This is a genomic window from Arthrobacter sp. H14 (assembly GCF_000520495.1).
Lineage (GTDB): Bacteria > Actinomycetota > Actinomycetes > Actinomycetales > Micrococcaceae > Arthrobacter_C.
The window spans coordinates 1-23435 of the sequence record NZ_KI914637.1 but is presented as its reverse complement, the minus strand read 5'-3'; the positions used below and the strand labels follow the sequence as shown (position 1 = coordinate 23435).

Annotated in this window: 19 protein-coding genes, 1 pseudogene and 1 riboswitch; of the genes and pseudogenes, 9 read left to right on the top strand and 11 right to left on the bottom strand. The window is 62.6% G+C overall.

The genetic code is table 11. The annotated features are described in order from the left end of the window. A partial coding sequence (locus Y707_RS23725) for an aminomethyl transferase family protein (RefSeq protein ID WP_035780465.1) occupies window positions 1–936 on the top strand: 936 nt, incomplete at its 5' end. A gap of 78 nt (window positions 937–1014) precedes the next feature. Continuing rightward, a complete protein-coding gene (locus Y707_RS23720) occupies window positions 1015–1815 on the top strand; it encodes an IclR family transcriptional regulator (protein WP_051441676.1) in 801 nt (266 codons plus the stop codon). 11 nt (window positions 1816–1826) lie between these two features. On the opposite strand, the gene Y707_RS0105400 is transcribed toward Y707_RS23720, so the two are convergent. From Y707_RS0105400 to glyA, 5 genes are all read right to left on the bottom strand, one after another. After that, entirely contained in the window at window positions 1827–2396 is a 570-nt protein-coding gene (locus tag Y707_RS0105400; protein WP_026534317.1) for a cyclodeaminase/cyclohydrolase family protein, read from the bottom strand. 3 nt (window positions 2397–2399) lie between these two features. After that, on the bottom strand, window positions 2400–4091 hold the full coding sequence (locus tag Y707_RS0105395) for a formate--tetrahydrofolate ligase (RefSeq protein ID WP_026534316.1): 1692 nt from the start codon (window positions 4089–4091) through the stop codon (window positions 2400–2402). A 554-nt stretch (window positions 4092–4645) separates the two neighbouring features. Continuing rightward, window positions 4646–5950: a glycine cleavage T C-terminal barrel domain-containing protein gene (locus tag Y707_RS0105390; protein ID WP_026534315.1), complete on the bottom strand. Its 1305-nt coding sequence runs from the start codon at window positions 5948–5950 to the stop codon at window positions 4646–4648. 365 nt (window positions 5951–6315) lie between these two features. Then, entirely contained in the window at window positions 6316–7209 is an 894-nt protein-coding gene (locus Y707_RS0105385) for a bifunctional methylenetetrahydrofolate dehydrogenase/methenyltetrahydrofolate cyclohydrolase (protein WP_026534314.1), read from the bottom strand. Between the two features lie 112 nt (window positions 7210–7321). Beyond that, on the bottom strand, window positions 7322–8617 hold the full coding sequence (gene glyA, locus Y707_RS0105380; protein ID WP_026534313.1) for a serine hydroxymethyltransferase: 1296 nt from the start codon (window positions 8615–8617) through the stop codon (window positions 7322–7324). 67 nt (window positions 8618–8684) lie between these two features. Beyond that, a riboswitch (ZMP/ZTP riboswitch) is annotated at window positions 8685–8769 on the bottom strand. A 47-nt stretch (window positions 8770–8816) separates the two neighbouring features. Here glyA and purU point away from each other — a divergent pair. Together purU and Y707_RS0105370 are read left to right on the top strand one after the other, a co-directional pair. Continuing rightward, the gene (gene purU / locus Y707_RS0105375; RefSeq protein ID WP_026534312.1) at window positions 8817–9680 is read left to right on the top strand and encodes a formyltetrahydrofolate deformylase; all 864 of its coding nucleotides are present in this window, start codon (window positions 8817–8819) and stop codon (window positions 9678–9680) included. A 55-nt stretch (window positions 9681–9735) separates the two neighbouring features. Continuing rightward, on the top strand, window positions 9736–10254 hold the full coding sequence (locus Y707_RS0105370; protein ID WP_026534311.1) for a gamma carbonic anhydrase family protein: 519 nt from the start codon (window positions 9736–9738) through the stop codon (window positions 10252–10254). A gap of 82 nt (window positions 10255–10336) precedes the next feature. On the opposite strand, the gene Y707_RS0105365 is transcribed toward Y707_RS0105370, so the two are convergent. Then, a complete protein-coding gene (locus Y707_RS0105365) occupies window positions 10337–10798 on the bottom strand; it encodes a hypothetical protein (protein ID WP_026534310.1) in 462 nt (153 codons plus the stop codon). 72 nt (window positions 10799–10870) lie between these two features. Between Y707_RS0105365 and Y707_RS23715 the strand changes: the two are divergent. Both Y707_RS23715 and Y707_RS0105350 read left to right on the top strand, forming a co-directional pair. Then, window positions 10871–11494 (top strand): annotated as a pseudogene (locus Y707_RS23715) (MFS transporter); the annotation flags it as partial. Further along, the gene (locus tag Y707_RS0105350) at window positions 11491–12579 is read left to right on the top strand and encodes a Gfo/Idh/MocA family protein (protein WP_035780463.1); all 1089 of its coding nucleotides are present in this window, start codon (window positions 11491–11493) and stop codon (window positions 12577–12579) included. The pseudogene Y707_RS23715 and the gene Y707_RS0105350, both read left to right, overlap by 4 nt. Window positions 12580–12582: 3 nt before the next feature. Here the strand turns inward: Y707_RS0105350 and Y707_RS0105345 are convergent, their stop codons facing one another. Further along, window positions 12583–13596 carry a bile acid:sodium symporter family protein gene (locus Y707_RS0105345; RefSeq protein ID WP_026534307.1) on the bottom strand — a complete coding sequence of 338 codons (1014 nt, stop codon included), beginning with the start codon at window positions 13594–13596 and terminating at the stop codon, window positions 12583–12585. Window positions 13597–13756: 160 nt separating this feature from the next. On the opposite strand from Y707_RS0105345, the gene Y707_RS0105340 reads away from it, so the two are divergent. Beyond that, a complete protein-coding gene (locus tag Y707_RS0105340) occupies window positions 13757–15043 on the top strand; it encodes a hypothetical protein (RefSeq protein ID WP_026534306.1) in 1287 nt (428 codons plus the stop codon). A gap of 87 nt (window positions 15044–15130) precedes the next feature. After that, window positions 15131–17416 carry a chaplin family protein gene (locus tag Y707_RS28815; RefSeq protein WP_081744633.1) on the top strand — a complete coding sequence of 762 codons (2286 nt, stop codon included), beginning with the start codon at window positions 15131–15133 and terminating at the stop codon, window positions 17414–17416. A 122-nt stretch (window positions 17417–17538) separates the two neighbouring features. Here the strand turns inward: Y707_RS28815 and Y707_RS0105330 are convergent, their stop codons facing one another. The 3 genes from Y707_RS0105330 to purH all read right to left on the bottom strand — a co-directional run bounded on the left by Y707_RS0105330 (window position 17539) and on the right by purH (window position 20873). After that, window positions 17539–18759 carry an NADP-dependent isocitrate dehydrogenase gene (locus Y707_RS0105330; protein WP_026534304.1) on the bottom strand — a complete coding sequence of 407 codons (1221 nt, stop codon included), beginning with the start codon at window positions 18757–18759 and terminating at the stop codon, window positions 17539–17541. Window positions 18760–18885: 126 nt separating this feature from the next. Then, window positions 18886–19212 carry a hypothetical protein gene (locus Y707_RS0105325; RefSeq protein WP_026534303.1) on the bottom strand — a complete coding sequence of 109 codons (327 nt, stop codon included), beginning with the start codon at window positions 19210–19212 and terminating at the stop codon, window positions 18886–18888. Window positions 19213–19247: 35 nt separating this feature from the next. Then, on the bottom strand, window positions 19248–20873 hold the full coding sequence (gene purH / locus Y707_RS0105320; RefSeq protein ID WP_026534302.1) for a bifunctional phosphoribosylaminoimidazolecarboxamide formyltransferase/IMP cyclohydrolase: 1626 nt from the start codon (window positions 20871–20873) through the stop codon (window positions 19248–19250). 207 nt (window positions 20874–21080) lie between these two features. Here purH and Y707_RS0105315 point away from each other — a divergent pair, with 207 nt between their 5' ends. Further along, complete coding sequence (locus Y707_RS0105315) at window positions 21081–22448, top strand: MFS transporter (protein ID WP_026534301.1); 1368 nt, start codon at window positions 21081–21083, stop codon at window positions 22446–22448. A gap of 116 nt (window positions 22449–22564) precedes the next feature. Here Y707_RS0105315 and Y707_RS0105310 read toward each other — a convergent pair whose 3' ends face one another. Continuing rightward, window positions 22565–23161, bottom strand: coding sequence for a DUF6318 family protein (locus Y707_RS0105310; protein ID WP_026534300.1), 597 nt, complete (start codon window positions 23159–23161; stop codon window positions 22565–22567). Window positions 23162–23435: the final 274 nt, after the last annotated feature.

Here is a 23435-nt window from a genome sequence, read left to right as displayed (position 1 = left end):
CTGCCGTTGCTGCAGCGGCTGACGTCCAACCAGCTGGACAAGAGCATCGGTTCGGTGACTTACACCTTGGCGTTGGACGCGGCCGGTGGAGTCAAGAGCGACATCACCGTGGCGCGGATCGAGGAGAACCTGTTTCAGGCAGGGGTCAACGGCGGCCTGGACTACGACTATCTACATAAGGCCGCTCACGACCAAAGCCAGGCCAATCCGGCCGACTGGGTCGAGGTCCGCGACATCACCGGCGGGACGTGCTGCATTGGCGTTTGGGGTCCACGAGCCCGTGATTTGGTCCAGTCACTGAGCCCGGCTGACTTTTCCAACCAGGCGCTGAAATACTTCCGCGGACAACAGGCAGCCATCGCCGGGATACCGGTCCGCGCCCTGCGGCTGTCCTATGTAGGCGAGCTGGGATACGAGATTTATGCCAGCGCCGAGAATGGGCTGAAGCTCTGGGATGCGCTTTGGCAGGCCGGACAACCGCTGGGCGTGATCGCCGCCGGCCGGAGCGCCTTCAACAGCATGCGGATCGAAAAGGGATACCGCGCCTGGGGTTCCGACGTCGACACTGAGCACGATCCCTACGCGGCAGGTCTGGGGTTCGCCGTCCGGCCCGCCAAAGGCGACTTTGTCGGCAGGGAAGCATTGACCGGGCGGAGCGAGGACACCGCACCGCGCCGGCTCCGCTGCCTGATGATCGACGACGGCGAGTCAATGGTGATGGGCAAAGAACCTGTGTTCCTCAAGGGAGAGCGCGCCGGTTACATCACCAGCGCGGCCTACGGGCATACCGTTCACGCCCCGGTCGCCTACGCCTGGCTTCCGTCGTCCGCGGTGGAGGGCAGCCAGGTGGAAATAGACTACTTCGGGAACCGGATACCGGCCACCGTCGTCGCCGAACCGCTGGTGGATCCGGAAATGAAGAAGATCCGCGGATAGCCAGGCCACGGCATAGACTGGCAGTCCGGCAGGCAACAGCATGCCCGCCGATCCACCCCGCCCGCTACAGGAAAATCTATGGATACCGAGACGTCGAACGGCTTTGAGGAACGGACCGCCGGCCCCGGCGGAGTGCAGTCCGTGGACCGCGCCATCACTGTGCTCGAAATACTCGCCCGCACCGGGGGTTCGGGCGTCAGCGAGATCGCCGAAACCATGGGCGTGCACAAGTCCACCGCATCGCGGCTGTTGAACGCCCTCGACCAGCGCGGGATGATTCAACCGCATCTGGACCGCGGCAAATACCAGCTCGGTTTCGGCATCTTGCGGCTGGCGGCAGCAATACCGGGCAGGTTGAGCCTGGTGCAGGAGGCCCGGCCTGTGCTCCAGGTCCTTGCCGACGAATTCGGTGAAACCACCAATCTGGCCGTCTTACGGTCCAACTTCGCGGTCAATGTCGATCAGGCCATGGGTCCCTCATCGGTGGCAACGCATGACTGGATCGGGAACCTTACGCCGGTGCACGCGACGGCCAGCGGCAAAGTCTTCCTCGCTTATCTTGAACCCGGCGAACGGGACAAGGTGCTGGCCGCAACGGGCCTGCCGGCCGAAACGCCGAACACGATCACGGACCGGGATGGGCTGGAAAAGCATCTGGCCGATATCGTGGCCACCGGCTACTCCACCGTTTACGAGGAGTTGGAGATCGGGTTAAATGCCGTTGCCGTTCCGGTCAGGGACTACCGCGGGGACGTCATTGGCTCCATCAGCATTTCGGGGCCGGCGTTCCGGTTCGATCCGGAAGAAGTGCCGGGGCTTCCCGTTGAACTCCTCCGGGCAGGCGAACAGGTCAGCCACCATCTCGGATACAACGCTTAACCGGGCCATAATCAGTGCGGGCGGACGACTCCAGCAGCTGTGTCGGTCGCTCTGCGGGCTGCCGCGAGTGCCGCATCGGCCGCTGCATCACCTGCGGCAGCCGAGTTCGCACTGACAAGGGACGCGGCTACTGCCGCACCCTGGTCGGCCAGGTCCACGGCAGCGAGCGCGTCGTAGCGCAGGTTCGGATTGCCCTCCTCGGCCAGGACGGCGGCGAGTTCAGCGATATCGGCGGCGGCTTCGGCAATCTCCGCAGGTATCCGCACCGCTTCAGCCATCGCCTCCGCTTTTCCGCTCCCCCGCCGTTGTGCTGCGAGCACCTCGGCGTAACCGGCGGCGTCGGCTGTGATCAGAGCCGATACCCGGTCACGAAGTGCAGTGGCACGGTCCGCCAGCGCACCGGCGTCGGGTAATTGCGTTGAGGAGCGGTGCGCCACCTTTGCCGTCAGCGCGGCCGCCAGCGACACGGTGGCGGCCGTAACCGATCCGGCAGCCGGCGCCGGGTCCGCGCCGCCGACGTCGTCCAGCAATTCCTGCAACGGCCGCTCCAGGTACTCACCCGCTTCCCAACCCGGAGTCATCCGTTAGGCCAGTCCGACAATTTCACCGTTTTCACCGATATCAATCCGTTCGGCCGCGGGGCTGGAGGACAAGCCCGGCATCGTGCTCATGTCCCCGCAGATCGGATAGATGAAACCGGCCCCGACCGACGCCCGGACCTCCCGGACCGGCAGCCGCCATCCCGTGGGTGCACCCTTGAGGGTGGGATCGGACGAAAGGGAAAGGTGGGACTTGGCAATGCATACCGGCAGTTGGCCGAATCCGCATCGTTCGTAGTCCGCCAGTTGGCGGGCCGCCAGCGGGGACAGGTCAATGCCATCCGCGCCGTACACGTTGCGGGCAACCGTCTCGATTTTTTCCACCAGCGGCATCGAATCGGGATACAGCTGCCGGAAGTTATTCGGCTCGTCGCATACCTCCATCACAGCCCGGGCCAGCTCCACGGCCCCCTTGCCGCCGTCGACCACGTGGGTGCAAACGGCAGCCCGTGCCGATTCCTCCGCAGCAATGTCCAGAATGGCCCGGTGCTCGCTTTCGAAATCCGTGGGGAAGGCGTTGACCGCCACCACGGGTTCGATCCCATGCAGGCGGATATTCGCAATCTGCTTGCGGAGATTGGGTGCGCCGGCGAAGACATCTTCCGGGTTCTCCTCCAGCATGGCCTCGGGAAGCGGCCGCCCGGCGACAACGCGGTACTTGCCGGAGTGCGTTTTCAGGTCGCGGACGGTGGCGACGATGACGGCCGCGTCGGGAGTCAGGCCGGAATTGCGGCACTTGATGTTGAAGAACCGCTCGGCTCCCATATCGGCGCCGAAGCCGGCCTCAGTGACGAGGTAGTCGCCGCTGCGGATGCCGATCTGGTCCGCGATGATGGACGAGTTGCCGGTGGCGATATTACCGAACGGTCCACAATGCACCAGGACCGGAGTCTGCTCGACCGTCTGCATCAGGTTCGGTTTGATGGCCTCGGTCAGGATGACGCACATGGCACCGGCGGCCTTGAGCATTTCGGCGGTGACCGGTCCGCCGTCGCGGTCGTAGCCGACCACGATCCGGCCGAGCCGTTCGCGCAGATCCCGCAGTGAGGTGGACAGGGCAAGCAGCGCCATCACCTCGCTCGCAGCGGTGATGTCGAACCCTGCCTGGCGGGGCGCGCCGTCGGCCTTCCCGCCGAGGCCGGTTACGATGTGGCGCAGTTCGCGGTCGTTGACATCCATCACCCGGCGCCAGGTGATGGATTGAGGATCGAGTCCCAGGGCATTGCCCTTGTGCAGGTGGTTGTCCACCATGGCCGAGAGCAGGTTGTGCGCCGCCGTGACGGCATGCATATCACCCGTCAGATGCAGGTTGAGTGCTTCCATCGGAACCACCTGCGAATAGCCGCCGCCGGCCGCACCGCCTTTGATCCCGAAGGTCGGCCCCATGGATGGCTGCCGGATAGCCACAATACCGCGCTTGCCCAAGTGGCTGAAGGCCTGCCCGAGTCCGACCGAGGTGGTGGTCTTGCCCGCTCCGAGCGGCGTCGGCGTGATTGAGGAGACGACTATGTACTTCCCCTTCGGCCGGTCCTGCAGCTCCTCGACGGCCGCCAGGGAAATTTTCGCTGCTGACCTCCCATACGGTTCCAGCAAGTGTTCGCCAATGCCCATATCGGCAGCGACACTTTGCAGTGGCAGGAGGCTTGCTCCCCGGGAGATTTCAAGATTGGTAAGCATTATCGGTTTGGGCCTTTCTGATCAGACCGCTGCGGGACGCAGACCTGCGCACGGCCGTCGTTGCTCCGTGCACCTCCAGTCTGGCCCCGGCGGACGGGGTTTTCAAGAGACACAGATTCTGTTGTGGAAAGAGTGCCGTTGGCCGGCGTTTGTTCGGGTCAACGGCGGTATGGTGAGGCATATGCCCAATCAGGCGCACACCGGAACCGTCCGCACACTGCTGTCCAGAGCCCGCTACGAAATCCTTCCGACGGCTTCTATCGCCGATACCGTGCTGGAGCATGTGCCGCGCGAACGGACCCTGACCCTGCTACAGCCCCCGGCGGCTCCTCGAAAAGAGCGCGCCGTTGGCCGCAGACCCGCAGGCGAAGATCGCCGGGCTGCATATCTATACCTTTAATCAGGTCGCCGGGACCGAGCGCTGGCTCAGCCAATGGCTGGAGGAGCTGGGCGGACGGGAGGAACAGGGGAAGGTCCCGGGGAATAAGAAGGGCACCTTCCCGCTGCCGGCTGTGCTGTTCAACCCGCGCTGTCCCTCGTCCGCCCAGCCCTGCTCAGACCGCCGCGTCCAGGCCTTGGCCCCTGAGGCGCTCGCGCTGGTTCGGATTCACCGAGGGTCGGAATGGCATTTCCACGACCTCGGCCCGCACCGGCTTGCCGACGAAATCAGAATACTTGTCAGGCAAATGCACCCATAGCTCCGTGCCGAGGTCCGCCAGACCGACCGGTACAAATCCCATGGCGATGTTGGTGCCCAGCTCCGGCGAGTACCACGGGGACGTAACGTACCCGGTGGGTTCAGTCTCCTGTTCGGAGCTGATCAGCCAGAAGTCCGGGGCATAGTCATCAATTGCGCGGCCACCCAGTTGCATTCCAACCAGCGTGTGCGTGTAGGGAGGGGACCCTGCATTTATGGCGTCGCGGGCCGCCTCGAGCGCCTGCTTGCCGATGTAGTCGGCTTTCTTCTGGCGCGGAACCTGATACCCGAGATTGACCTGGAAAGGCAAGGTTTCGACATCCATATCCTGACCCCAGGAGAGGATGCCGGCCGCGATCCGGCGGTGGTGAGCCGGGGCCACGACCATCAGGTTGTGCTTCTTACCTGTTTCCAGCACCGCATTCCACATCTGCTCGGCGTAGAGCGTCGCCTCCCGCAGATAGATCTCATATCCTTTTTCCCCGGTGAAGCCGGTTTGCGAAATGATGACTTCGCAGCCCCCGACCGCCGAGGCGAGGAGCCCGTAGGAAGGAATTTCCGCCGCTGCGGGGCCAACAAGGTCGACGAGCAGATCGACCGATTTCGGACCCTGGATCTGCACTGGCGCGACGTCGATTTCGTTGATTTCGACGTCGAACTTCTTGCCGACGTTGACGCCCTGCAGCCACAACATCAGATCGGAGTCCGAAAGACTGAACCAGAATTCATCTTCAGCAATGCGGAGCAGGACCGGGTCATTGAGGATTCCGCCGGCCTCGTTGCACAGAATGACGTACCGCGCCCGCATCGGCGGGATCTTGGTTGCATCACGCGTGATGACATAGTCGACCAGTGCCTCGGCATCAGGGCCCTTGACCTGGATCTGCCGCTCGACGGCGACATTCCACATCGTGACGTGATTGACGAGGGCGTCGTACTCGACCATCATTCCGCCATCTTCGGGACGGACGTAGCCGCGCGGATGGTACATGCGGTTATAGGTGGAAGCCCGCCAGCAACCCGCCTGATGGGACAGCTCCCAATAGGGCGATTTGCGGATGCGGGTGTCGATCAACATTTCAACGGGGGTCGGGCCGGATTGGCGGAGGTTAATCGGAACTTTTCGCGTCGACTGATCGACTGAGGGGACGTTGTTGTTCATGGGGGACTCCCTGAGCTCGCGCTTGGCTATGCAGCCCCGCTGACCGCTTATGCCGGTGAGTCCGTTGACCTTGAGCATCGATGCTCATGATGCGTCCACTTGAAACAGAAGCCGTAAACCAACCTGCAGCGGTGTTGCATTTTATTCGGGGACGATGTCGCTATGTGAGTGTTGTTGCACAATGCGGAACCGGCCCGTGCTCCGAGTGTAGGATGCCGCGAGGTCCGGGGACAAGAGGTGGAGGGTATGAATATTCTGTGAGCCCCACTGGTCCCACCTGGCCCGGTTAAAACAGCAAGTCGGACCAAGCATGTGCGCTTGGCCCGACTACCGGATATTCGTTTACTCCTGATCAGCCGAAGCAGCTAATCGGCGATGATTCCTGCCTGCCACTCCGCGGCCTCGACCACGTTCGCCAACAGCATGGCGCGCGTCATCGGACCGACACCGCCGGGGTTGGGAGAGATCCACGAAGCCACATCGACGGCGGCCGGATCGACGTCGCCGGTCAGGGTGGCTTTGCCCGTCTCCGGGTCCGTAATCCTGGTGACGCCGACGTCGAGAACGATGGCGCCCTGCTTCAATTCCTCGGCTTTGATCATGCCCGGAAGACCGGCCGCAGCAATGACGACGTCTGCCCGCTGAAGATGTTCGGGCAGGTCAACAGTTCCGGTGTGGGCAAGGGTGACTGTCGCATTAATGGCCCGGCGGGTCAGCAACAGTCCCAGCGGCCTGCCCACCGTGACGCCGCGTCCAATGACCAGCACATTCTTGCCATTGAGCGAGATGCCGTGCCGGAGCAGCAACTCCACTATGCCGTGCGGAGTGCACGGCAGTGGCGCGTTGACGGGCGTACTTACGTTCAGTGCCAGCCTGCCCAGGTTGATCGGATGCAGACCATCGGCGTCCTTTGCCGGATCCATCCGCTCCAGAATCGTGTTGGCGTTCACGTGTCCCGGCAGCGGGAGCTGGACTATGTACGCCGTCGTCGCAGGATCCGCATTCATCTCATCGATGACTGCTTCGAGCTCCTCCTGGGTGATGTCCTCGGGCAGTTCCTTACGGATCGAGTTGATCCCGATCTCGGCGCAGTCCTTGTGTTTGCCGCCCACATAGGAGTGGCTGGCCGGGTCGCTGCCCACCAATACGGTGCCCAGTCCCGGAGTGACGCCTTTCTCCTTCAAGACCGCCACGCGCTCGGTCAGTTCAGCCTTGATGTCCCGCGCGGTGGCCCTGCCGTCCAGTTTCCGGGCAGCCACAGGCGTGCCGACCTGTGTACTGTCCCGCTCCGCAGCATCGGTGTGCGCCGTCGTCGCCCCTTGTGCCGCCGTCGTTTCTTGTTCCGTGGTCGCGTCCTGTTGGCTCATTGGATTACCACTCCTCATGTCCGGGGTACAGCGGGAAATTGCCGGCGAGTGTGTCCACCCGCTGGCGCAGACTGTCGACGTCGGCACCGGGCTTCAGCGCCGTCGCAATGATTTCGGCAACTTCGGTGAATTCGGCATCGCCAAAGCCGCGGGTGGCCAACGCCGGGGTGCCGATCCGCAGTCCGGAGGTCACCATCGGCGGACGCGGGTCAAAAGGAACAGCATTGCGATTGACGGTGATTCCGGCGCTGTGCAGCAAATCCTCCGCCTGCTTGCCGTCCATCGCGGAGTTGCGCAGGTCCACCAGCACGAGGTGGACGTCGGTGCCGCTGGTCAGCACCGTTACGCCGTGTTCGGCGACATCGGAACCCATCAGGCGGTCGGCCAGGATGTTTGCACCATTCAGCGTCCGCTGCTGGCGCTCCTTGAACTCCTCGGTGCCGGCGATCTTGAAGGCCACGGCCTTGGCCGCGATGGCGTGCATCAGCGGTCCGCCCTGCTGACCCGGGAAGACACCGGAGTCGATTTTCTTCGCCAGCTCTTGCTTCGTGAGGATGACGCCCGAGCGCGGACCGGCCAAGGTCTTATGCACCGTAGAGGTGACGACGTCCGAATGCGGAACCGGATTCGGGTGCAGGCCGGCGGCGACCAAGCCGGCGAAGTGCGCCATGTCCGTCCAGAGGTAGGCGCCCACCTCATCGGCAATTTCGCGGAAGGCGGCGAAGTCGAGCTGGCGTGAATACGCGGACCAGCCGGCGATGATCACATTGGGCCGCTCGGCCAGGGCCTGTTCGCGGACCTTGTCCATATCTATACGGAGCGTATCCGGATCCACGCCGTAAGCGGCAACCTCGTACAGCTTGCCGGAAAAGTTCAGCTTCATGCCGTGGGTGAGGTGTCCGCCATGGGCCAGCTCGAGCCCCATGATCTTGTCACCCGGCTTGATCATCGCGGCCAATGCGGCCGAGTTCGCCTGCGCGCCGGCATGCGGCTGGACATTGACGTGCTCGGCACCGAACAGCGCCTTGGCACGGTCGCGGGCCAGGTTCTCGGCAACGTCGACATACTCGCAGCCGCCGTAGTAGCGCCGGCCGGGATAGCCTTCGGCATACTTGTTGGTCAGCACGGACCCCTGCGCCTCCAGGACAGAGCGCGGCGCGAAGTTCTCGGATGCGATCATCTCGAGGGTGCCGCGCTGGCGGGACAGCTCGTCGTCGAGGACGGCGGCAATCTCAGGATCGACTTCGGACAGCGGGAGGTTGGTCACGGACGAGGTCACGGACGGGGATTGTGTACTCACAGAATCTCCTGATGAGAGAGTTACGAAGGTCTACAGGTCAGGCTACCGGTTTACCGGTATTCACGTGACTCCCGGCCCAGGCGTACGACCGTAATCTGCTGCTCCGCCACTCCCCGGTGGTACTCCACCTCACGCCAGTCGCGACGCTACCCACTTTAGCGCAGCAGCGCCAGGCCGCCTCTCGCGGTAGCGTTGAAGGGTGAATTCCCCGGACACTTCTTCTTCGCAGTACACGTTGACCCTGTCATGCCCCGACCGTCCGGGCATCGTGCACGCGGTCAGCGGCGCTCTCGTTGCCGCAGGATGCAACATCACTGAATCGCAGCAATACGGCAGTCCTGATACGGACAGATTCTTCATGCGGGTGGCCCTGACGACGACGGCGGCCATGCCGGACCTGGAGTCCGGGCTTGCCCCGGTGGCCCGGAAGTTCGGCATGGACTGGGGCCTCTATCCCAATGAACAACCGGTCCGCACACTGATCATGGCGTCAAAGGACGGACACTGCCTGAACGACCTGCTCTTCCAGCAGCGCTCGGGCCTCCTCCCGATCGAGATTCCCGCAATCGTCTCCAACCATCCCGATCTGCGCGAACTGGCCGGGTTCTACGGCGTCGAGTTCCACCATGTTCCCCGCAATCCGGATAACCAGGCGGAGGCTGAGGCAGCGCTGCGGCAATTGGTTACGGATCACGACGTCGAACTGGTGGTGCTGGCCCGGTACATGCAGATCCTTAGCGATGAACTGTGCCGCGACCTTTCCGGCCGCGCCATCAACATCCACCACTCCTTCCTGCCCTCATTCAAGGGAGCACGTCCCTACGCCCAGGCTCATGCCCGCGGGGTCAAACTGATCGGCGCAACCGCCCATTACGTCACCGATGACTTGGATGAGGGGCCGATCATCGAACAGGAGGTCGTCCGCGTGGAGCACTCCAAGACGGCGGACCAACTGGCCCGGCTCGGCCGCGATATCGAGGGGCGCACCCTTGCCCAGGCCGTCCAGTGGCATGCGGAGCACCGGGTGCTGCTGGATGGACACCGCACCATTTTGTTCAAGTAGCCTCAGCCCCGGGTCGGCGGGTGTGAACGCATTTGCCATTCGCTACGCTTGGGCCATGGCTAACATCATCCCCTTTCAAGGCAACACTCCCGCGATCGACGCCGATGCATTCGTGGCTCCGAGCGCAACCATCATTGGCGATGCATCGCTGGGCAAGGACGCCAGCGCGTTCTACGGCGTCGTGGTCCGCGGTGACACCGCGGCCATCAAGGTCGGAGACGGCAGCAACCTGCAGGACAACGTCGTCCTGCACGCAGACCCGGGATTTCCGACGACGGTGGGCGCGCGTGTCAGCATCGGTCACAGTGCCGTCGTCCACGGCTGCACAATCGGGGACGACTGCCTGATCGGCATGAGCGCCACGGTGCTCAACGGCGCCAACATCGGCGCCGGGTCCCTGGTGGCCGCCGGCGCCGTCGTGCTGGAAGGAACCGAGATTCCGCCGCGCTCGCTGGTCGCTGGAGTGCCAGCGAAGGTCCGCCGTGAGCTCAGCGACGAGGAGTTCGCCGGCGTCCAGGAGAATGCAACGAATTACGTGGCACTGGCACGGGCGCACAAAGAGGCAACCGCATAATTCCGACGCTGATCGTTTACATAATTCCCGGCAAGTACTTCATAGGCGGTTTAATGAGCGGCTCCGTCAAGGGATAGTCGCGTCAGTCTGGATCTTCGAGGCTGGACCGGTACTCCTCGGTACGGCGGACCGGTCCTCTGGGACCTGCTTGTTCAGCACCGGTTCCAGAGGCGGACCCATCGTCCTCGCTGGGGTCATCGGTCTCGAAGCTTTTGCGCCAGCCGGGTTTGGTGTCACCTCCGCGGTCATCACCGCGACGGTCCAGGGAACTGCCGTCCTCCGGAATCTCGTCAGGAGCGTCGCCGCGCTCCCCGTTGCCCGCTCCAGCCGGATCCGATTCATCCGTATTTGAGCCGCCGCGCTTGTGCTCCCATAAAACGATGAGCGCCTGGATAGCGATGGCCGAAATCAGGCCAATAACCACCGCGAACACAGCTGCTCCAATAACGTTCCAACCCCAGCTCAGGGCTCCCTGGAAGACAAAATAGGTGATGACCAGGGAGACAAGCAGGACCGGACCGTCCTCGCGCAGAAGCTTTTTCATAGTCCAACTCTAACGCCGCTGCCGCGTTTCGTCTGAGATGTCGGCACCAACCGGGAAGCCCTCGCCGACCCGCAGTTCCGCCGTCTGACGATTGCCTGGCTGGTCAGCAATTTCGGTGATTCCGCCCTCTACATCACCGCCGCCATCTGGGTAAAACAACTGACCGGAAGCGACGCGGCGGCCGGTATGGTTTTTGCCGCGCTCGGCCTGCCCGCCCTGTTCGCACCACTGACCGGCCAGTTGGCGGACCGCTTCCGGCGCAGGCCCTTGCTGGTGATTAACAACGCCGCTGCCGCCGCCATCGTCCTCCTGTTGCTGCTGGTCCGCGACGCCGACCTGCTCTGGCTGATCTACGTCGTCATTTTTCTGTACGCCAACACCGCCTACATCACCGCCGCCGCGCAATCCGGCCTGCTGCGTTCGATGCTGCCGAAACGGTTGCTGGCCCCAGCAAATGGCATGCTCAGCAGTATCGACCAGGGTCTGCGCATCATTTCTCCGCTCGTCGGCGCGGCACTATTCGCTGTCTGGGGCATGGACCCGGTTGTGCTCCTCGCGACCGCGAGCTTCGCTGGGTACGGCCATCGCGTGTGTTCTCAGCATGATTCCGGTGCTGCGCTCCCCGGCCGCCGGGCAGGACGCATGACCATCCCGGAGTTTACGGAGCGGGTCCGACCGGCAAAGATGGACGAATGAGCCTCTCCGCGAAAACCGAGCCATTCATCGCCATTCCACAGTTGTCGGCATCCGCGAATACTGATCCGCTGGAAGCTACCGGCAGGGTGTTGCGTTGGGGCGTGGTCGCCACAGGCCGGATCGCCGGTGCCGTGACGGCCGACATCGCCCGGCTGGCCGACGCGGAACTGTATGCGGTAAGTTCCCGTTCGCCTCAGCGGGCATCGGAGTTCGCAGCCAAATACGACTTCAAAAAACACTACGCGGACGACGACGGAACCCGCTCCGGCTACGAACAGCTCCTGGCCGATCCGGAAGTGGACGTCGTCTACGTCGCCACTCCACATGGCCAGCACTTCGAGGTCGCGAGCGCAGCGTTGAAGGCGGGCAAGCACGTGCTCTGCGAAAAGTCGCTGACTATTAATGCCCGCGAGGCCGCAGAGCTGATCGAACTAGCCCGCGCGAATGGGCTGTTCCTGATGGAGGCCGTCTGGACGCGCTTCCTGCCCAGCGTGCAGCGGGCCTGGGACATTGTTCGCTCCGGCGAGCTGGGGCGGATCACCTGGGTGCAGGCCGATCTTGGATTTCCGGCCCCATTCGATCCGGAGGCCCGCATTTGGGCACTCAACGACGGCGGCGGCGCCCTCCTCGACCTCACCGTCTATCCATTGACGTGGGCGCTCGGCACGCTTGGCCGGCCCGATTCATGTGCGGCAACCGGTTCCTTGAACGATCACGGCGTTGATCAGCAGAATGCGCTCCAGCTCGGCTACGCCTCCGGGGCACAGGCCCAACTGACGTCGTCGTTGCTGGCAAGTTCACCGCGGACGGCGACCATCTGCGGCACCGAAGGCTGGCTGCGCACCAACGAGCCACTGCATAACCCGACTGAGCTGACCATCAGCACCGAAGCGTCCGGGCCGCGGACGGAACGGTTCGAGCAGACCGGCAATGGCTACGCCTACGAACTGCGCGAGGTTACCCGGTGCATCCAAGATGGCGCGCTGGAGAGCCCAACCATGCCGTGGGCGGATTCGCTGGAGACCATGCGTCTCTTCGATTCCGTCCGCGAACAGCTCGGAGTGCGCTACCCCAACGACGCCTGACAGTTAGTTGGCGACAGTCTTTTCCATCGGCTGGATATCCTCCGGCACGGAGCGTGCATCACGGCGGCGCCAGTAAGCGGCGAGCACGGCTCCGGAAATGTTGTGCCACACGGAGAAGATCGCTGCAGGCAACGCTGCCGCCGGCGAGAGATACTGGGCAGCCAGTCCTGCCGCCAAACCGGAGTTCTGCATGCCGACTTCAATAGCCGTCGTGCGGCGTGCCGCCGTGGGCAGCCGGAACATCTTCGCAAACCCATACCCGACCGCGTAGCCCGCACCGTTATGCAGCACGACAGCGGCGAAGATCAGCAGACCGGCCGAGGCAATGCTTGCTGCGCTTCCCGCCACAACAACCAGTACGACGGCGGTAATCGCCAGCACGGATATCCACGGCAGCACCGGCAAGGCCTTGGCCACCAGCTTGGGCAGGACCAATCGAACGATCAGACCGAGTACGACCGGAATGAGCACAATCTGTACGATCGAGAATGCCATTGAACCGGCGTCGACCGGCATGTAGGTCCCGGCCAACCAGAGGGTCAAAAGCGGCGTGAGCAGCGGGGCCAGCAAGGTGGAAACAGAGGTCATCGCGACGGACAGTGCGACATCGCCCCTCGCCAGATAGGAAACAACGTTGGAGGCCGTCCCGCCTGGGCAACAACCGACGAGAATGACACCAGCAGCAAGTTCGGGCGGCAGTCCAAGCGCGACGCCGATCAGCCATCCGATCGAGGGCATGATTACGTACTGGGCTACTACGCCGATTATCACCGGAATTGGCCGCTTCGCAATGACGGCGAAATCGGGCGGCGTCAGGGTCAGCCCCATCCCGAACATAATGATCCCCAGCAGCGGCGCGATCCACGGGGAGAACCCTGTAAATGCGGATGGCCAGAGCATCCCGGCCGCACCGCCTGCAAGAATGAGCAACGGGAAAAGAGTCACCGCAATGGTGGCGTTGCGCTCTTCCGGCGTTCGTTTGCGGTCGGTGGTTTTGGCAGAAGGCTGCGGAGTCATCCAAAAGATTTATCACGCCGGTTTTTTGCCAGTCCAAGCGTTACTTCCCCGCCACCGAATGTGACGGTGGTTTTATCCCCCATTTGCGGGTAGACCGAACGGAATCCACGGCCTAGGATGAGGTTCACGTGATTGATGTCACCCTTGGGGAGGTGAAGACGTGAACGGTAATAGAGCGAATCACATTGCCATTGCCCTGCGCGCTCTGATCCTTGGGCTCTTTGCAGCACTCGGCATCATCGTCATTGGAGCAACCAGTGCAAATGCCGACGACGGCGACCTCCTTGGTTCCCTCTCGGAGCAGGTCGCCGAACCACTTACCAAACAAGTGGCAGCGCCTGTAGTCGAGGAAAGTACGACGGCGGTCGTCGAACCAGTACTTGAAAAAGCCGCGGTCCCTGTCCCTGAGGCCGCCGTCCAACCCGTCGTTGAGCGCACAGCGGAGCCCGTTGTCGGGCAGGTCGTCGCGCCGGTCGTAGAACCCGTCGTCGAACAGGTCGCAAAACCCATAGCCCGCAACATTGCTGAACCCCTCGTCCAAGACGTAGCCAAACCGATCGTCAACCAAATCGCTGCCCCGGTCGTAGAATCCGTCGTCGAACCCGTCGTAGAAGAGGTTACCGCGCCAATCGTCAGTCAGGTCGTCAAGCCGATTGCCGAGCCGGTCCTCGAACACGTCGCCAAACCTGTCGTCGAGCAGGTTGTCAGCCCCGTCGTCAACTCCGCGGTTGCACCGGTAAAATCGACTCTGCAGCCCGTCACGGATTCCGCACAGTCCACCCTCGATCCAATCAGCAAGACCGTCGGGAATACCTTGGATCCGGTCATCGAGCCAGCAGTTGAGCAGGTAGTTGATCCGATTGTCGACCTTAAAGAGCAGGTCAATGAGTCCATCGGCAAATCAGCCGCAGCCCCTCTCGCATCTTCCCTCGCAGGACCGGCAACCAATGTCGTTGAACATGGGGTAGAAGCTGGTCCAGCCAATACGAATAATCCGGCATTCCTCGTTCCAGAGAGTGAACCGGAAGTCCTGACGACGTCGAACCACGCGACGTCGGAGGTTACCGACAGCACGCGGCCTTCCATTGGCGTCAGTGTAATCGGCCCAGTCCAACTTACTTCCGTGAACATCGAAGCATCCGCGGCGGATACTTCCATTTCCGACTCGACGGCCGACCCATTAGCGCTCGTCCTTCCTTCAGCCAGCTGGTCCAATTCCCACGACGTTGGCGTCAAAAGTACAGGCGGTAACTTCGACGTCGCCGCCCCAGGTCCACCGGCACCTGCCGGATCCGCGTCGTCGTCTGCCGCCGGGAACGCTTCAGCTCCGGTTTGCCTCACCGACCACTATCTGTTGCCCCACCAGCTTGTAGGCGGGCAACAGCATCACGGTTCATGGGCGTTGCCCAGTTCGACCTTCTCCGACCCTGGATTTTCACCTGATTGATTGAGCCGATCGCCGTCGCGGTATGGACGGCATCAGGCAATAGCTGCCGAGTGCAGCAAACAAATCAATCAGTTAGGAAAAACAGTCATGCGCGAATGTATTCGCAGAGGGCTCTACGGCGCCCTACTCGCTGGGGGCTTGATGGCCTTCGGTGCTGGCGCCGCCTCCGCCTCCGATGAGGCACCAACGAATGAGAATGGTCTGTTATCCAGTAATGGACTGGGCGTCAGCGTGGAAGTTCCGGTCACGGTTGACGGCAATGCAGTTTCCGTCATAGGCGACTCCAGCAGCACAGGCACAACTGCCGACAGCGGCACCGACGCCGGGTATGCCGCCGAAAGTGCACCCACAGTCGGTGACACTCAAGGCCTAGTCGGCACCGAAGAGGGAATCGTCACCGGCAACAACACTGACGCGACCGTCACAGCACCGGTAAACGTCGGCGGCAACGCAGTATCCGTCATCGGCGACTCCACCGCTGGCACGGTCGCCAACAGTGGCGCCGTGGGTGGATATGCATCTGAAAGCGCCCCCGCTAACGATGAGGTCGCTTACGGTAACGACCAAGGGTTGCTTGACGCCGGAGGCGGAATCGTCACCGACAACACCACCGATACCACCGTCACAGCACCGGTAAACGTCGACGGCAACGCTGTCTCTGTCATCGGCGACTCCAACACCACGGGCACACCCGTCGACGGCGGCATCGCCAGCGGTTACTCGGCCGAGAGTGATGCCGCAGTCGGTGACGCTCAAGGGCTAATCGGTACCGGCGGAATCGTCACCGGCAACACCACCGACGCCACCGTCACGGCACCCGTAAACGTCGACGGCAACGCTGTCTCCGTCATCGGCGACTCCAACACCGGCACCGCCACCAACGGTGACCACGAAACGGAAGAGGAGGCCAACGAAGCCGAGAGCGACAAAGCCGACCACGAAGGCACGGATGCAAATCACGGCGACGGACTGCTCGGCATCGGCGACGGAATCATCACCGGGAACAACACCGACGCCGCAGTCACGGCGCCAGTGAACGTCGACGGCAACGCCGTCTCCGTCATCGGCGACTCCACCAGCACAGGTACCGCCGCCAGCGGTGACCACCACGCCGACGGAGACGCCAAGGATGAGGAAGCCGACCACGAAGAGGCTGACGCAGCTCACGGCGACAACAACGGATTGCTGGGCGGCGACGGAATCATCACCGGGAACAACACCGACGCCGCAGTCACGGCGCCGGTAAACGTCGGAGGCAACGCCGTCTCCGTCATCGGCGACTCCACCACCACCGGCACCGCCACCAGCGGTGACCACGAAGAGGCTGACGCAGCTCACGGCGACAACAACGGGCTGCTGGGCGGTGACGGAATCGTCACCGGCAACAACACCGACGCCACCGTCACAGCACCGGTAAACGTCGGAGGCAACGCAGTCTCCGTCATCGGTGACTCCACCACCGGCACCGCCGCCAACGGTGACCACCAAGCCGACGGAGAAGCCACCAAGGATGACGGCGCCAAGGACGACGAAGCCGACGGCGGTCACGAAGGAGCCGATGCAGTCGATGGCGAGAACAACGGGCTGCTCGACCTCGGCGACGGAGTCATCAGCGGCAACGACACATCAATCGATGCGAACCTGCCAGTCAACGTCGATGGCAACGCCATCTCCATCATCGGCGACTCCGCAACCGGCACCGCCACCAACCGTGACCACGAAGCCGACGGAGACGCCACCAAGGATGACGGCGCCAAGGAAGAAGAGGCCGACGATGACCATGACGGAGCGGAAGGCGAGTCAAAAGAGGACGGTGCCGTGGCTGACACTGGCGACGCCGTGAACGAAGACAAGGATGGTGCAACCGATAAAGGTAACGCCAGTCAAGGCGGCCCCAGCGACCAACCAGGGAACGCCGACGCCGGTCACCAGGATGACGCTGTTGGCGCAACCGGAAATGAGGATGAAGTAGTCGACAGTGGCAACGCCAGCCAAGGTGGAGTCAACGTCGGACTCGATGGTGGAGTAGCTGACGGCAACCACGATGACGGATCAGGTGCCACCGGCCAAGGTGGAACCGAAGTTCAGGGCGACGGATTCGTAGCGTCCGCCGGATTCTCCGGAGGAGCAGGATCTGATGGATCCAGCGACGTCCGTGATTCGGCGAGTGTTGGCACTGCGTTGACGTCCAGCGGCAGTGCAACGGGAAGCGAGTTCGAGGTGATCAACCTGAGCTCGGCCGCTGAGCCCGCACCACTGGCCAATACCGGCGCCGACGTTACGTGGGCTCTGATGATGGGAGCTCTCCTGCTCCTAACGGGAGTTGCCTCGTTTCGGGTCCGCCGTGTCCTGATTATGTCCAAGGTCGACTGACCTCGGCCAAGGCCGATGTGTGGCTGCGCTACTCTGCCCCCGCGCGCAGCCACACATCGGTCAAACGCAAAAGCGGCCCCGCTCCCTGCAGTAGGGAGCGGAGCCGCGATTGGTGCGTCAGTTTACTTCTGGAGGCGGGCCGCCAGGTTCTCATCCAGCGCCGCGAGGAACTCCTCGGTGGTCAGGTAGTTCTGGTCACCCTCAGTCAATAGTGCCAGGTCTTTGGTCATCTTGCCGGACTCGACGGTCTTGACTACGACATCTTCCAAGGTACGTGCAAACTCCACGACCTCCGGCGTCCCATCCAGCTCGCCGCGGTGCATAAGACCACGCGTCCACGCGAAGATTGAGGCGATCGGGTTGGTCGACGTCGGCTCGCCCGCCTGGTGGCGGCGGAAGTGCCGGGTCACGGTGCCATGTGCAGCCTCGGCTTCCACGGTCTTGCCGTCCGGAGTCATCAGAACGGAGGTCATCAGACCAAGTGAGCCGAAACCCTGCGCGACAGTGTCGGACTGGACGTCTCCGTCGTAGTTCTTGCAGGCCCAGACGTAGCCGCCCTCCCACTTCATTGCGGAGGCGACCATGTCGTCGATCAGGCGGTGCTCGTAGGTCAGGCCCGCTTTCTCGAACTGGTCCTTGAACTCGTTGTCGAAGACTTCCTGGAACAGGTCCTTGAACTGACCGTCGTAGGCCTTCAGGATCGTGTTCTTGGTGGAGAGGTAGACCGGGTAGTTTCGCATCAGACCGTACTTGAAGGAGGCCCGTGCGAAGTCCCTGATGGACTCGTTGAAGTTATACATGCCCATGGCCACGCCGCCCTCTTCAGGCATCGTGACGACGTCGAACTTCATCGGCTCGGAGCCATCTTCCGGCTCGAAGGTCATGGTGACCTTGCCCGGACCAGGAACCTTGAAGTTGGTGGACTTGTACTGGTCGCCGTGGGCGTGGCGGCCGATGATGATCGGCTTGTTCCAGCCCGGGACCAGCCGCGGAATGTTGGAAATGATGATCGGCTCGCGGAAGACGACGCCGCCGAGGATGTTGCGGATGGTTCCGTTCGGCGAGACCCACATTTTCTTCAGGCCGAATTCTTCGACGCGAGCCTCATCCGGAGTAATGGTGGCGCACTTGACGCCGACGTTGTGCTCCTTGATGGCGTTGGCTGCGTCGATCGTGACCTGGTCATCCGTCGCGTCGCGGTTCTGGATGGAGAGGTCGAAGTACTTCAGGTCCACGTCGAGGTACGGGTGGATCAGGCGTTCCTTAATGAACTGCCAGATGATTCGCGTCATCTCATCGCCGTCGAGCTCGACGACTGGGCCGGCTACCTTAATCTTGGACACGCAGTCTCCTTATTTCACGGGGCCGCATCTGCTCACTGGCCCCTGATTTTCGTAGTGTTTCTCGTGGACAATCACGTCCAATAATGCCACAACGCCAGTTCCGGCCCCTAACCCGAGCGCCTCCGCTCAGGCCGGCGCGATGATGGAAAAGAGCACCAATCCGCTGGCGCATCCGGACAGAACGATGGCGTCAAAGGTGCGGCCGCGGGCGGCAAAAAGGAGGCCTTCCTCCCGTCCGAAACCGCGGAGTCCGGCCAGCACGAGCAGTAAACCGGCGAGGACGAAGCCGGTCAGCCTGAAACTGGCGGTCATGGCCAGCACGATTGCCAGGATGAGTGCCGCGAGCGAAAACCACAGGAACCGCCGTCGCTTGACCAACAATGCCTGCCCCACGCCGTGGGATGGCACAGTAGCGCCTGCCTCGTGCGCGTGCTGCTCATGCGGTTCACTCACTGATTCCTCGCTCCGGTCTTTCCCACTACGCGAGCCTAGTGGAAAAAGTGCCGTGCGCCGGTCAAGTACATGGTCACGCCTGCCGCCTGTGCCGCCGCGATGACCTCCTCATCCCGTACGGAACCGCCAGGCTGGACGACGGCGCGGACACCGGCGTCGAGCAGGATCTGCAATCCGTCCGCGAAGGGGAAGAATGCGTCCGAAGCTGCAACAGAGCCTGCGGCGCGGTCTGAAGCGGCCCCGTCGACGGTTGCTCCGAGGGTGCGGGCACGCTCCACGGCCAGCTTGCACGAATCCACGCGGTTGACCTGGCCCATTCCGACACCGACCGTAGCGCCGTCATTGGCCAGCAGAATGCCGTTGGACTTCACGCCGCGCAACGCCTTCCACGCAAAGACGAGGTCGCCCATCGTTGCCTCATCGGCCGGCTCGCCGGACGCCAGTTTCCAGTTCCCCGTGCGGTCGCCGTCCGCCTCGAGGGTGTCCACCACCTGCACCAGCACCCCGCCGGAAACCTGTTTGAATTCGGCCGGGTCGCGGCGGTATCCCTCGGGAAGTGCCAGCAGCCGGATGTTCTTCTTCGCGGTGAGGATTTCCATCGCTTCGGGTTCGAACCCGGGGGCGATAACCACCTCGGTGAAAATTTTCGACACTGTGCGGGCCATCGCCGCAGTAACTTCGCGGTTGGCGGCAATGACACCGCCGAATGCGGAAACCGGATCGCAGGCGTGCGCCTTGGCATGCGCATCAGCAATGGGATCCGGGGCGCCTTCGCTCGCCACCGCAACACCGCACGGGTTGGCGTGCTTGACGACGGCGACGGCCGGCTCGGCGAAATCGAACGCTGCGCGCAAGGCAGCATCACCATCGACGTAGTTGTTGTACGACATGGCCTTGCCGTGAAGCAGTTCCGCCTGGGCTATCCCCGGCGTGGCGCCCTTCTCGACATACAGGGCTGCCTCCTGGTGCGGATTTTCACCGTAGCGGAGCACGGAGGAGCGCTCCAGTGCCAACCCTGCATACGGCGGCCAGGCGTTGCCTTCATCGGTTCCATCGCCGAACTGCGACGCCGTCCATGAAGCGACTGCATTGTCATATCCAGCCGTGTGCGCGAATGCCATGGCGGCCAGCCTCCGTCGCGCACTCAGGTCGAAGCCGCCCTCGGAAGCCGCGGCGACGACGTCGGCGTAGCGGGCCGGATCTACGACAACGGAGACCGAGGCATGGTTTTTCGCGGCCGAACGGACCATGGCAGGACCGCCGATATCGATCTGCTCGACGACGTCGTCCTGGCCTGCGCCGGAGTTCACCGTGTCTACGAAGGGGTAAAGATTGACGACGACCAGGTCGAAAGCTTCGATTCCGAGTTCCGAAAGCTGGTCGATGTGCTCCTGCCGGCGGCGGTCCGCGAGGATGCCGGCGTGCACCTTCGGGTGCAGGGTCTTGACGCGTCCGTCCAGGGTTTCGGGGAAACCGGTCAATTCCGCCACCTCAGTGACGGGGACGCCGGACGCGGAGATGCGTGCCGCCGTCGAACCGGTTGAAACGATCGCCACGCCTGCCTGGTGGAGGCCCTGCGCCAGTTCCTCCAGCCCGGTCTTGTCGTAGACCGAGATCAAAGCCCGGCGGATGGGAACACGGTCAAGCTGGTTGAGGCTCACGCAAAATCTCCAGAGAGGTCACAAGATCGGGGGTCGCATCCAGTCTAGTTCACACACTTTTGCCGCACTGCGCCGTCACGTCGGTGCTGTGCAAAACTCCCAGGAGGACACCTGCCCCGCCTCCGCGCCCGGTTATCGCAGCGGAAATGCGGGATAATTGAATCAGCCGCAACGGAACCGCGGCGGTATCGGACTTGTAAGGGACTTATGAGCACTCACGTAGACCTGCCCACAGGCGACCAGGTGGTCCAGGAACTGCCGTGGCGTTGGAAGGTACAGGGACGCATCTTCGTGATCGGCGGCCTTGGGTTCATGTTCGATGCCTGGGACGTGACCCTCAACGGGTATTTGATTCCGTTGCTGTCCGGCTACTGGGACCTGAGCACCGGGCAAGCGGCCTGGGTCGGAACCTCGAACCTGATCGGAATGGCGGTCGGCGCTTTCGCCTGGGGTTCGATCGCCGATCTTATCGGCCGGAAACGCGCCTTCACCCTCACGCTCCTGATCTTCTCCCTCTTCACCGTTGCCGGCGCCTTCTCCCCCGACTTCATCTGGTTCTGCCTGTTCAGATTCCTCGCCGGCTTCGGCCTGGGCGGCTGCATTCCGGTCGATTATGCGTTGGTTGGTGAATTCACACCACGCAGATACCGCGGCCGGGTCCTCACAGCGATGGATGCTTGGTGGCCCATCGGCGCTTCACTGTGCGGAATCGTCTCCGCAGCTCTTGTCTTCTGGTTCGGCGACTTCGGCCCCGGCGCGTGGCGATTGCTCATGCTCGTGATGGTCCTGCCCGCCTTGCTCGTATTCTGGGTCCGCCGCTCCGTTCCCGAATCACCGCTGTTTCTGGTCCACCATGGACGGGCCCAAGAGGCAGCGGATGTCATTGATTCACTGATACACCGCACAGGCGGTTCGGTTACCAAGTGGCGCCTGCCCGATCCGGCCGAAACGCCAAAGCTCTCATTGGGAAATATCTCCACTCAGCTGACCGCATTGTGGAGGTTCAACTGGCGCATCACGCTGGCCGCGTGGGGACTGTTTCTGAGCATCCTGCTGGTCTACTACGGCGCGCTGACATGGCTGCCGCAAATTCTCACTGAAGCCGGTTACGGCAACACGGCGGCCTTCATGGTGACGGCCGGAATGACCGCCATCGGCTTCATCGGCGTGGTCATTGCCGCGCTGTTGGTGGAGAAGATCGGCCGCAAATGGATTCTGGGAGTTACAGGGCCCTTGTCTGCTCTCTCACTCGTTATCTTCGCGATGGTGCTCGACGTTCCGTGGATGGCTCAACTGTGGATTCTCGTCTTCGGACTGGTGGTCCAAATCGCCATTCCGGTGCTCTACACCTATGTTTCCGAACTTTATCCAACCGAGCTCCGTGGCTCCGGCTTCGGCTGGGCATCCACCATCTCCCGGATCGGCGCAGGACTGGTGCCACTCATTTTCGGCTCGATCCTTTGGCCGTATCTGGGACTGCCATTGACGTTTGCAGTTACCGGAGCACTGGTGCTCGTCGCGGTCTTGTGGATGGCGGCCGTCGCACCGGAAACCAAAGCCCGTGAACTGTCGTAGTTCTCCATCCGTTAAATGAACGACGGCGCCCCGCCCCTACGCGGGTGGAGCGCCGTCATTGTAACGATGGCGGCCGGGCCGTTCGTGCCCGGCTCACCAAAGAATCGCGCGGGAAATTACTCTGCCGGCAGTTCAGCGTCGGGAGTTTCCTTAATGGATTCCATCGTCCAACTGCCGTCATCAAAGGAGGCCTTGACCGTCAATACCGTCGGCTCCTTCGGCTCGACCGTGGACTTCTTGTTGCCTTCGGAATCGAAGATCGTCGCCGGAATTTCGGAGTACTCGATCAATGCCGTACCGGTGCTCTCGCCCTTGGCAAGATCCGGGTCAACGTTGGTCACGCGCGGGTCGCCACCGGCCATCCAGCCACCGTCTTCGTAGACATTGGCGATCATGTCGATCTCATCGGCGCAGTAGGTGCAGTCCCCGCTGGACAGTTCCTGCAACTTGTCGGTCTTGCCGGTCTGCTGGGCATAGCTGTTGTAGGAGATCCAGTAGTAGGCGAATGCCTTCAGCCCCTCTTCTGATTTCTCCGTCAGCGGCTCAGATTCCTGAGGTACCCGAACATTTTGTGCCGGGCCCTCGGAGCTCGCCCCTACCGGACGATCATTCCCAGCCGAGGAACCCGATTCGGAGTCCGCAGTGCCGCAACCGGTCAATGCCAACGCTGCTATCGCCGTGCCCGCGGCAAGACCGATCAAATTCTTAGTCATCATCATCCTCTGAGGTATCGGACGCGCAGCCGCGGATAGGTCCCCGGATTCCATCGGACAGTTGCGCCTTTTTCGACGGCCATGCGTCATGAGATTCATGGTGGGCGGTGAAGGACGCCCCTCAAGATGCTAATACGAAAGTAAGGTGACTTAGGCTGCGGCGGCCGGAGCGATGGTGACGTTGTAGCCGAGGCTGTTGAGCTTTTTGATAGCGCTGTTCTTGGCCTTGATCGGGTCAAGCCGGGCGAAGTGGTCGCCACCGGGGTCGGCGTAG

Coding starts and splice junctions, on each gene's coding strand:
- Y707_RS23720 (WP_051441676.1), top strand. CDS start 1,015: ATGGATACCGAGACGTCGAACGGCTTTGAGGAACGGACCGCCGGCCCC.
- Y707_RS0105400 (WP_026534317.1), bottom strand. CDS start 2,396: ATGACTCCGGGTTGGGAAGCGGGTGAGTACCTGGAGCGGCCGTTGCAG.
- Y707_RS0105395 (WP_026534316.1), bottom strand. CDS start 4,091: ATGCTTACCAATCTTGAAATCTCCCGGGGAGCAAGCCTCCTGCCACTG.
- Y707_RS0105390 (WP_026534315.1), bottom strand. CDS start 5,950: ATGAACAACAACGTCCCCTCAGTCGATCAGTCGACGCGAAAAGTTCCG.
- Y707_RS0105370 (WP_026534311.1), top strand. CDS start 9,736: ATGGCTAACATCATCCCCTTTCAAGGCAACACTCCCGCGATCGACGCC.
- Y707_RS0105365 (WP_026534310.1), bottom strand. CDS start 10,798: ATGAAAAAGCTTCTGCGCGAGGACGGTCCGGTCCTGCTTGTCTCCCTG.
- Y707_RS0105350 (WP_035780463.1), top strand. CDS start 11,491: ATGAGCCTCTCCGCGAAAACCGAGCCATTCATCGCCATTCCACAGTTG.
- Y707_RS0105345 (WP_026534307.1), bottom strand. CDS start 13,596: ATGACTCCGCAGCCTTCTGCCAAAACCACCGACCGCAAACGAACGCCG.
- Y707_RS28815 (WP_081744633.1), top strand. CDS start 15,131: ATGCGCGAATGTATTCGCAGAGGGCTCTACGGCGCCCTACTCGCTGGG.
- Y707_RS0105315 (WP_026534301.1), top strand. CDS start 21,081: ATGAGCACTCACGTAGACCTGCCCACAGGCGACCAGGTGGTCCAGGAA.
- Y707_RS0105310 (WP_026534300.1), bottom strand. CDS start 23,161: ATGACTAAGAATTTGATCGGTCTTGCCGCGGGCACGGCGATAGCAGCG.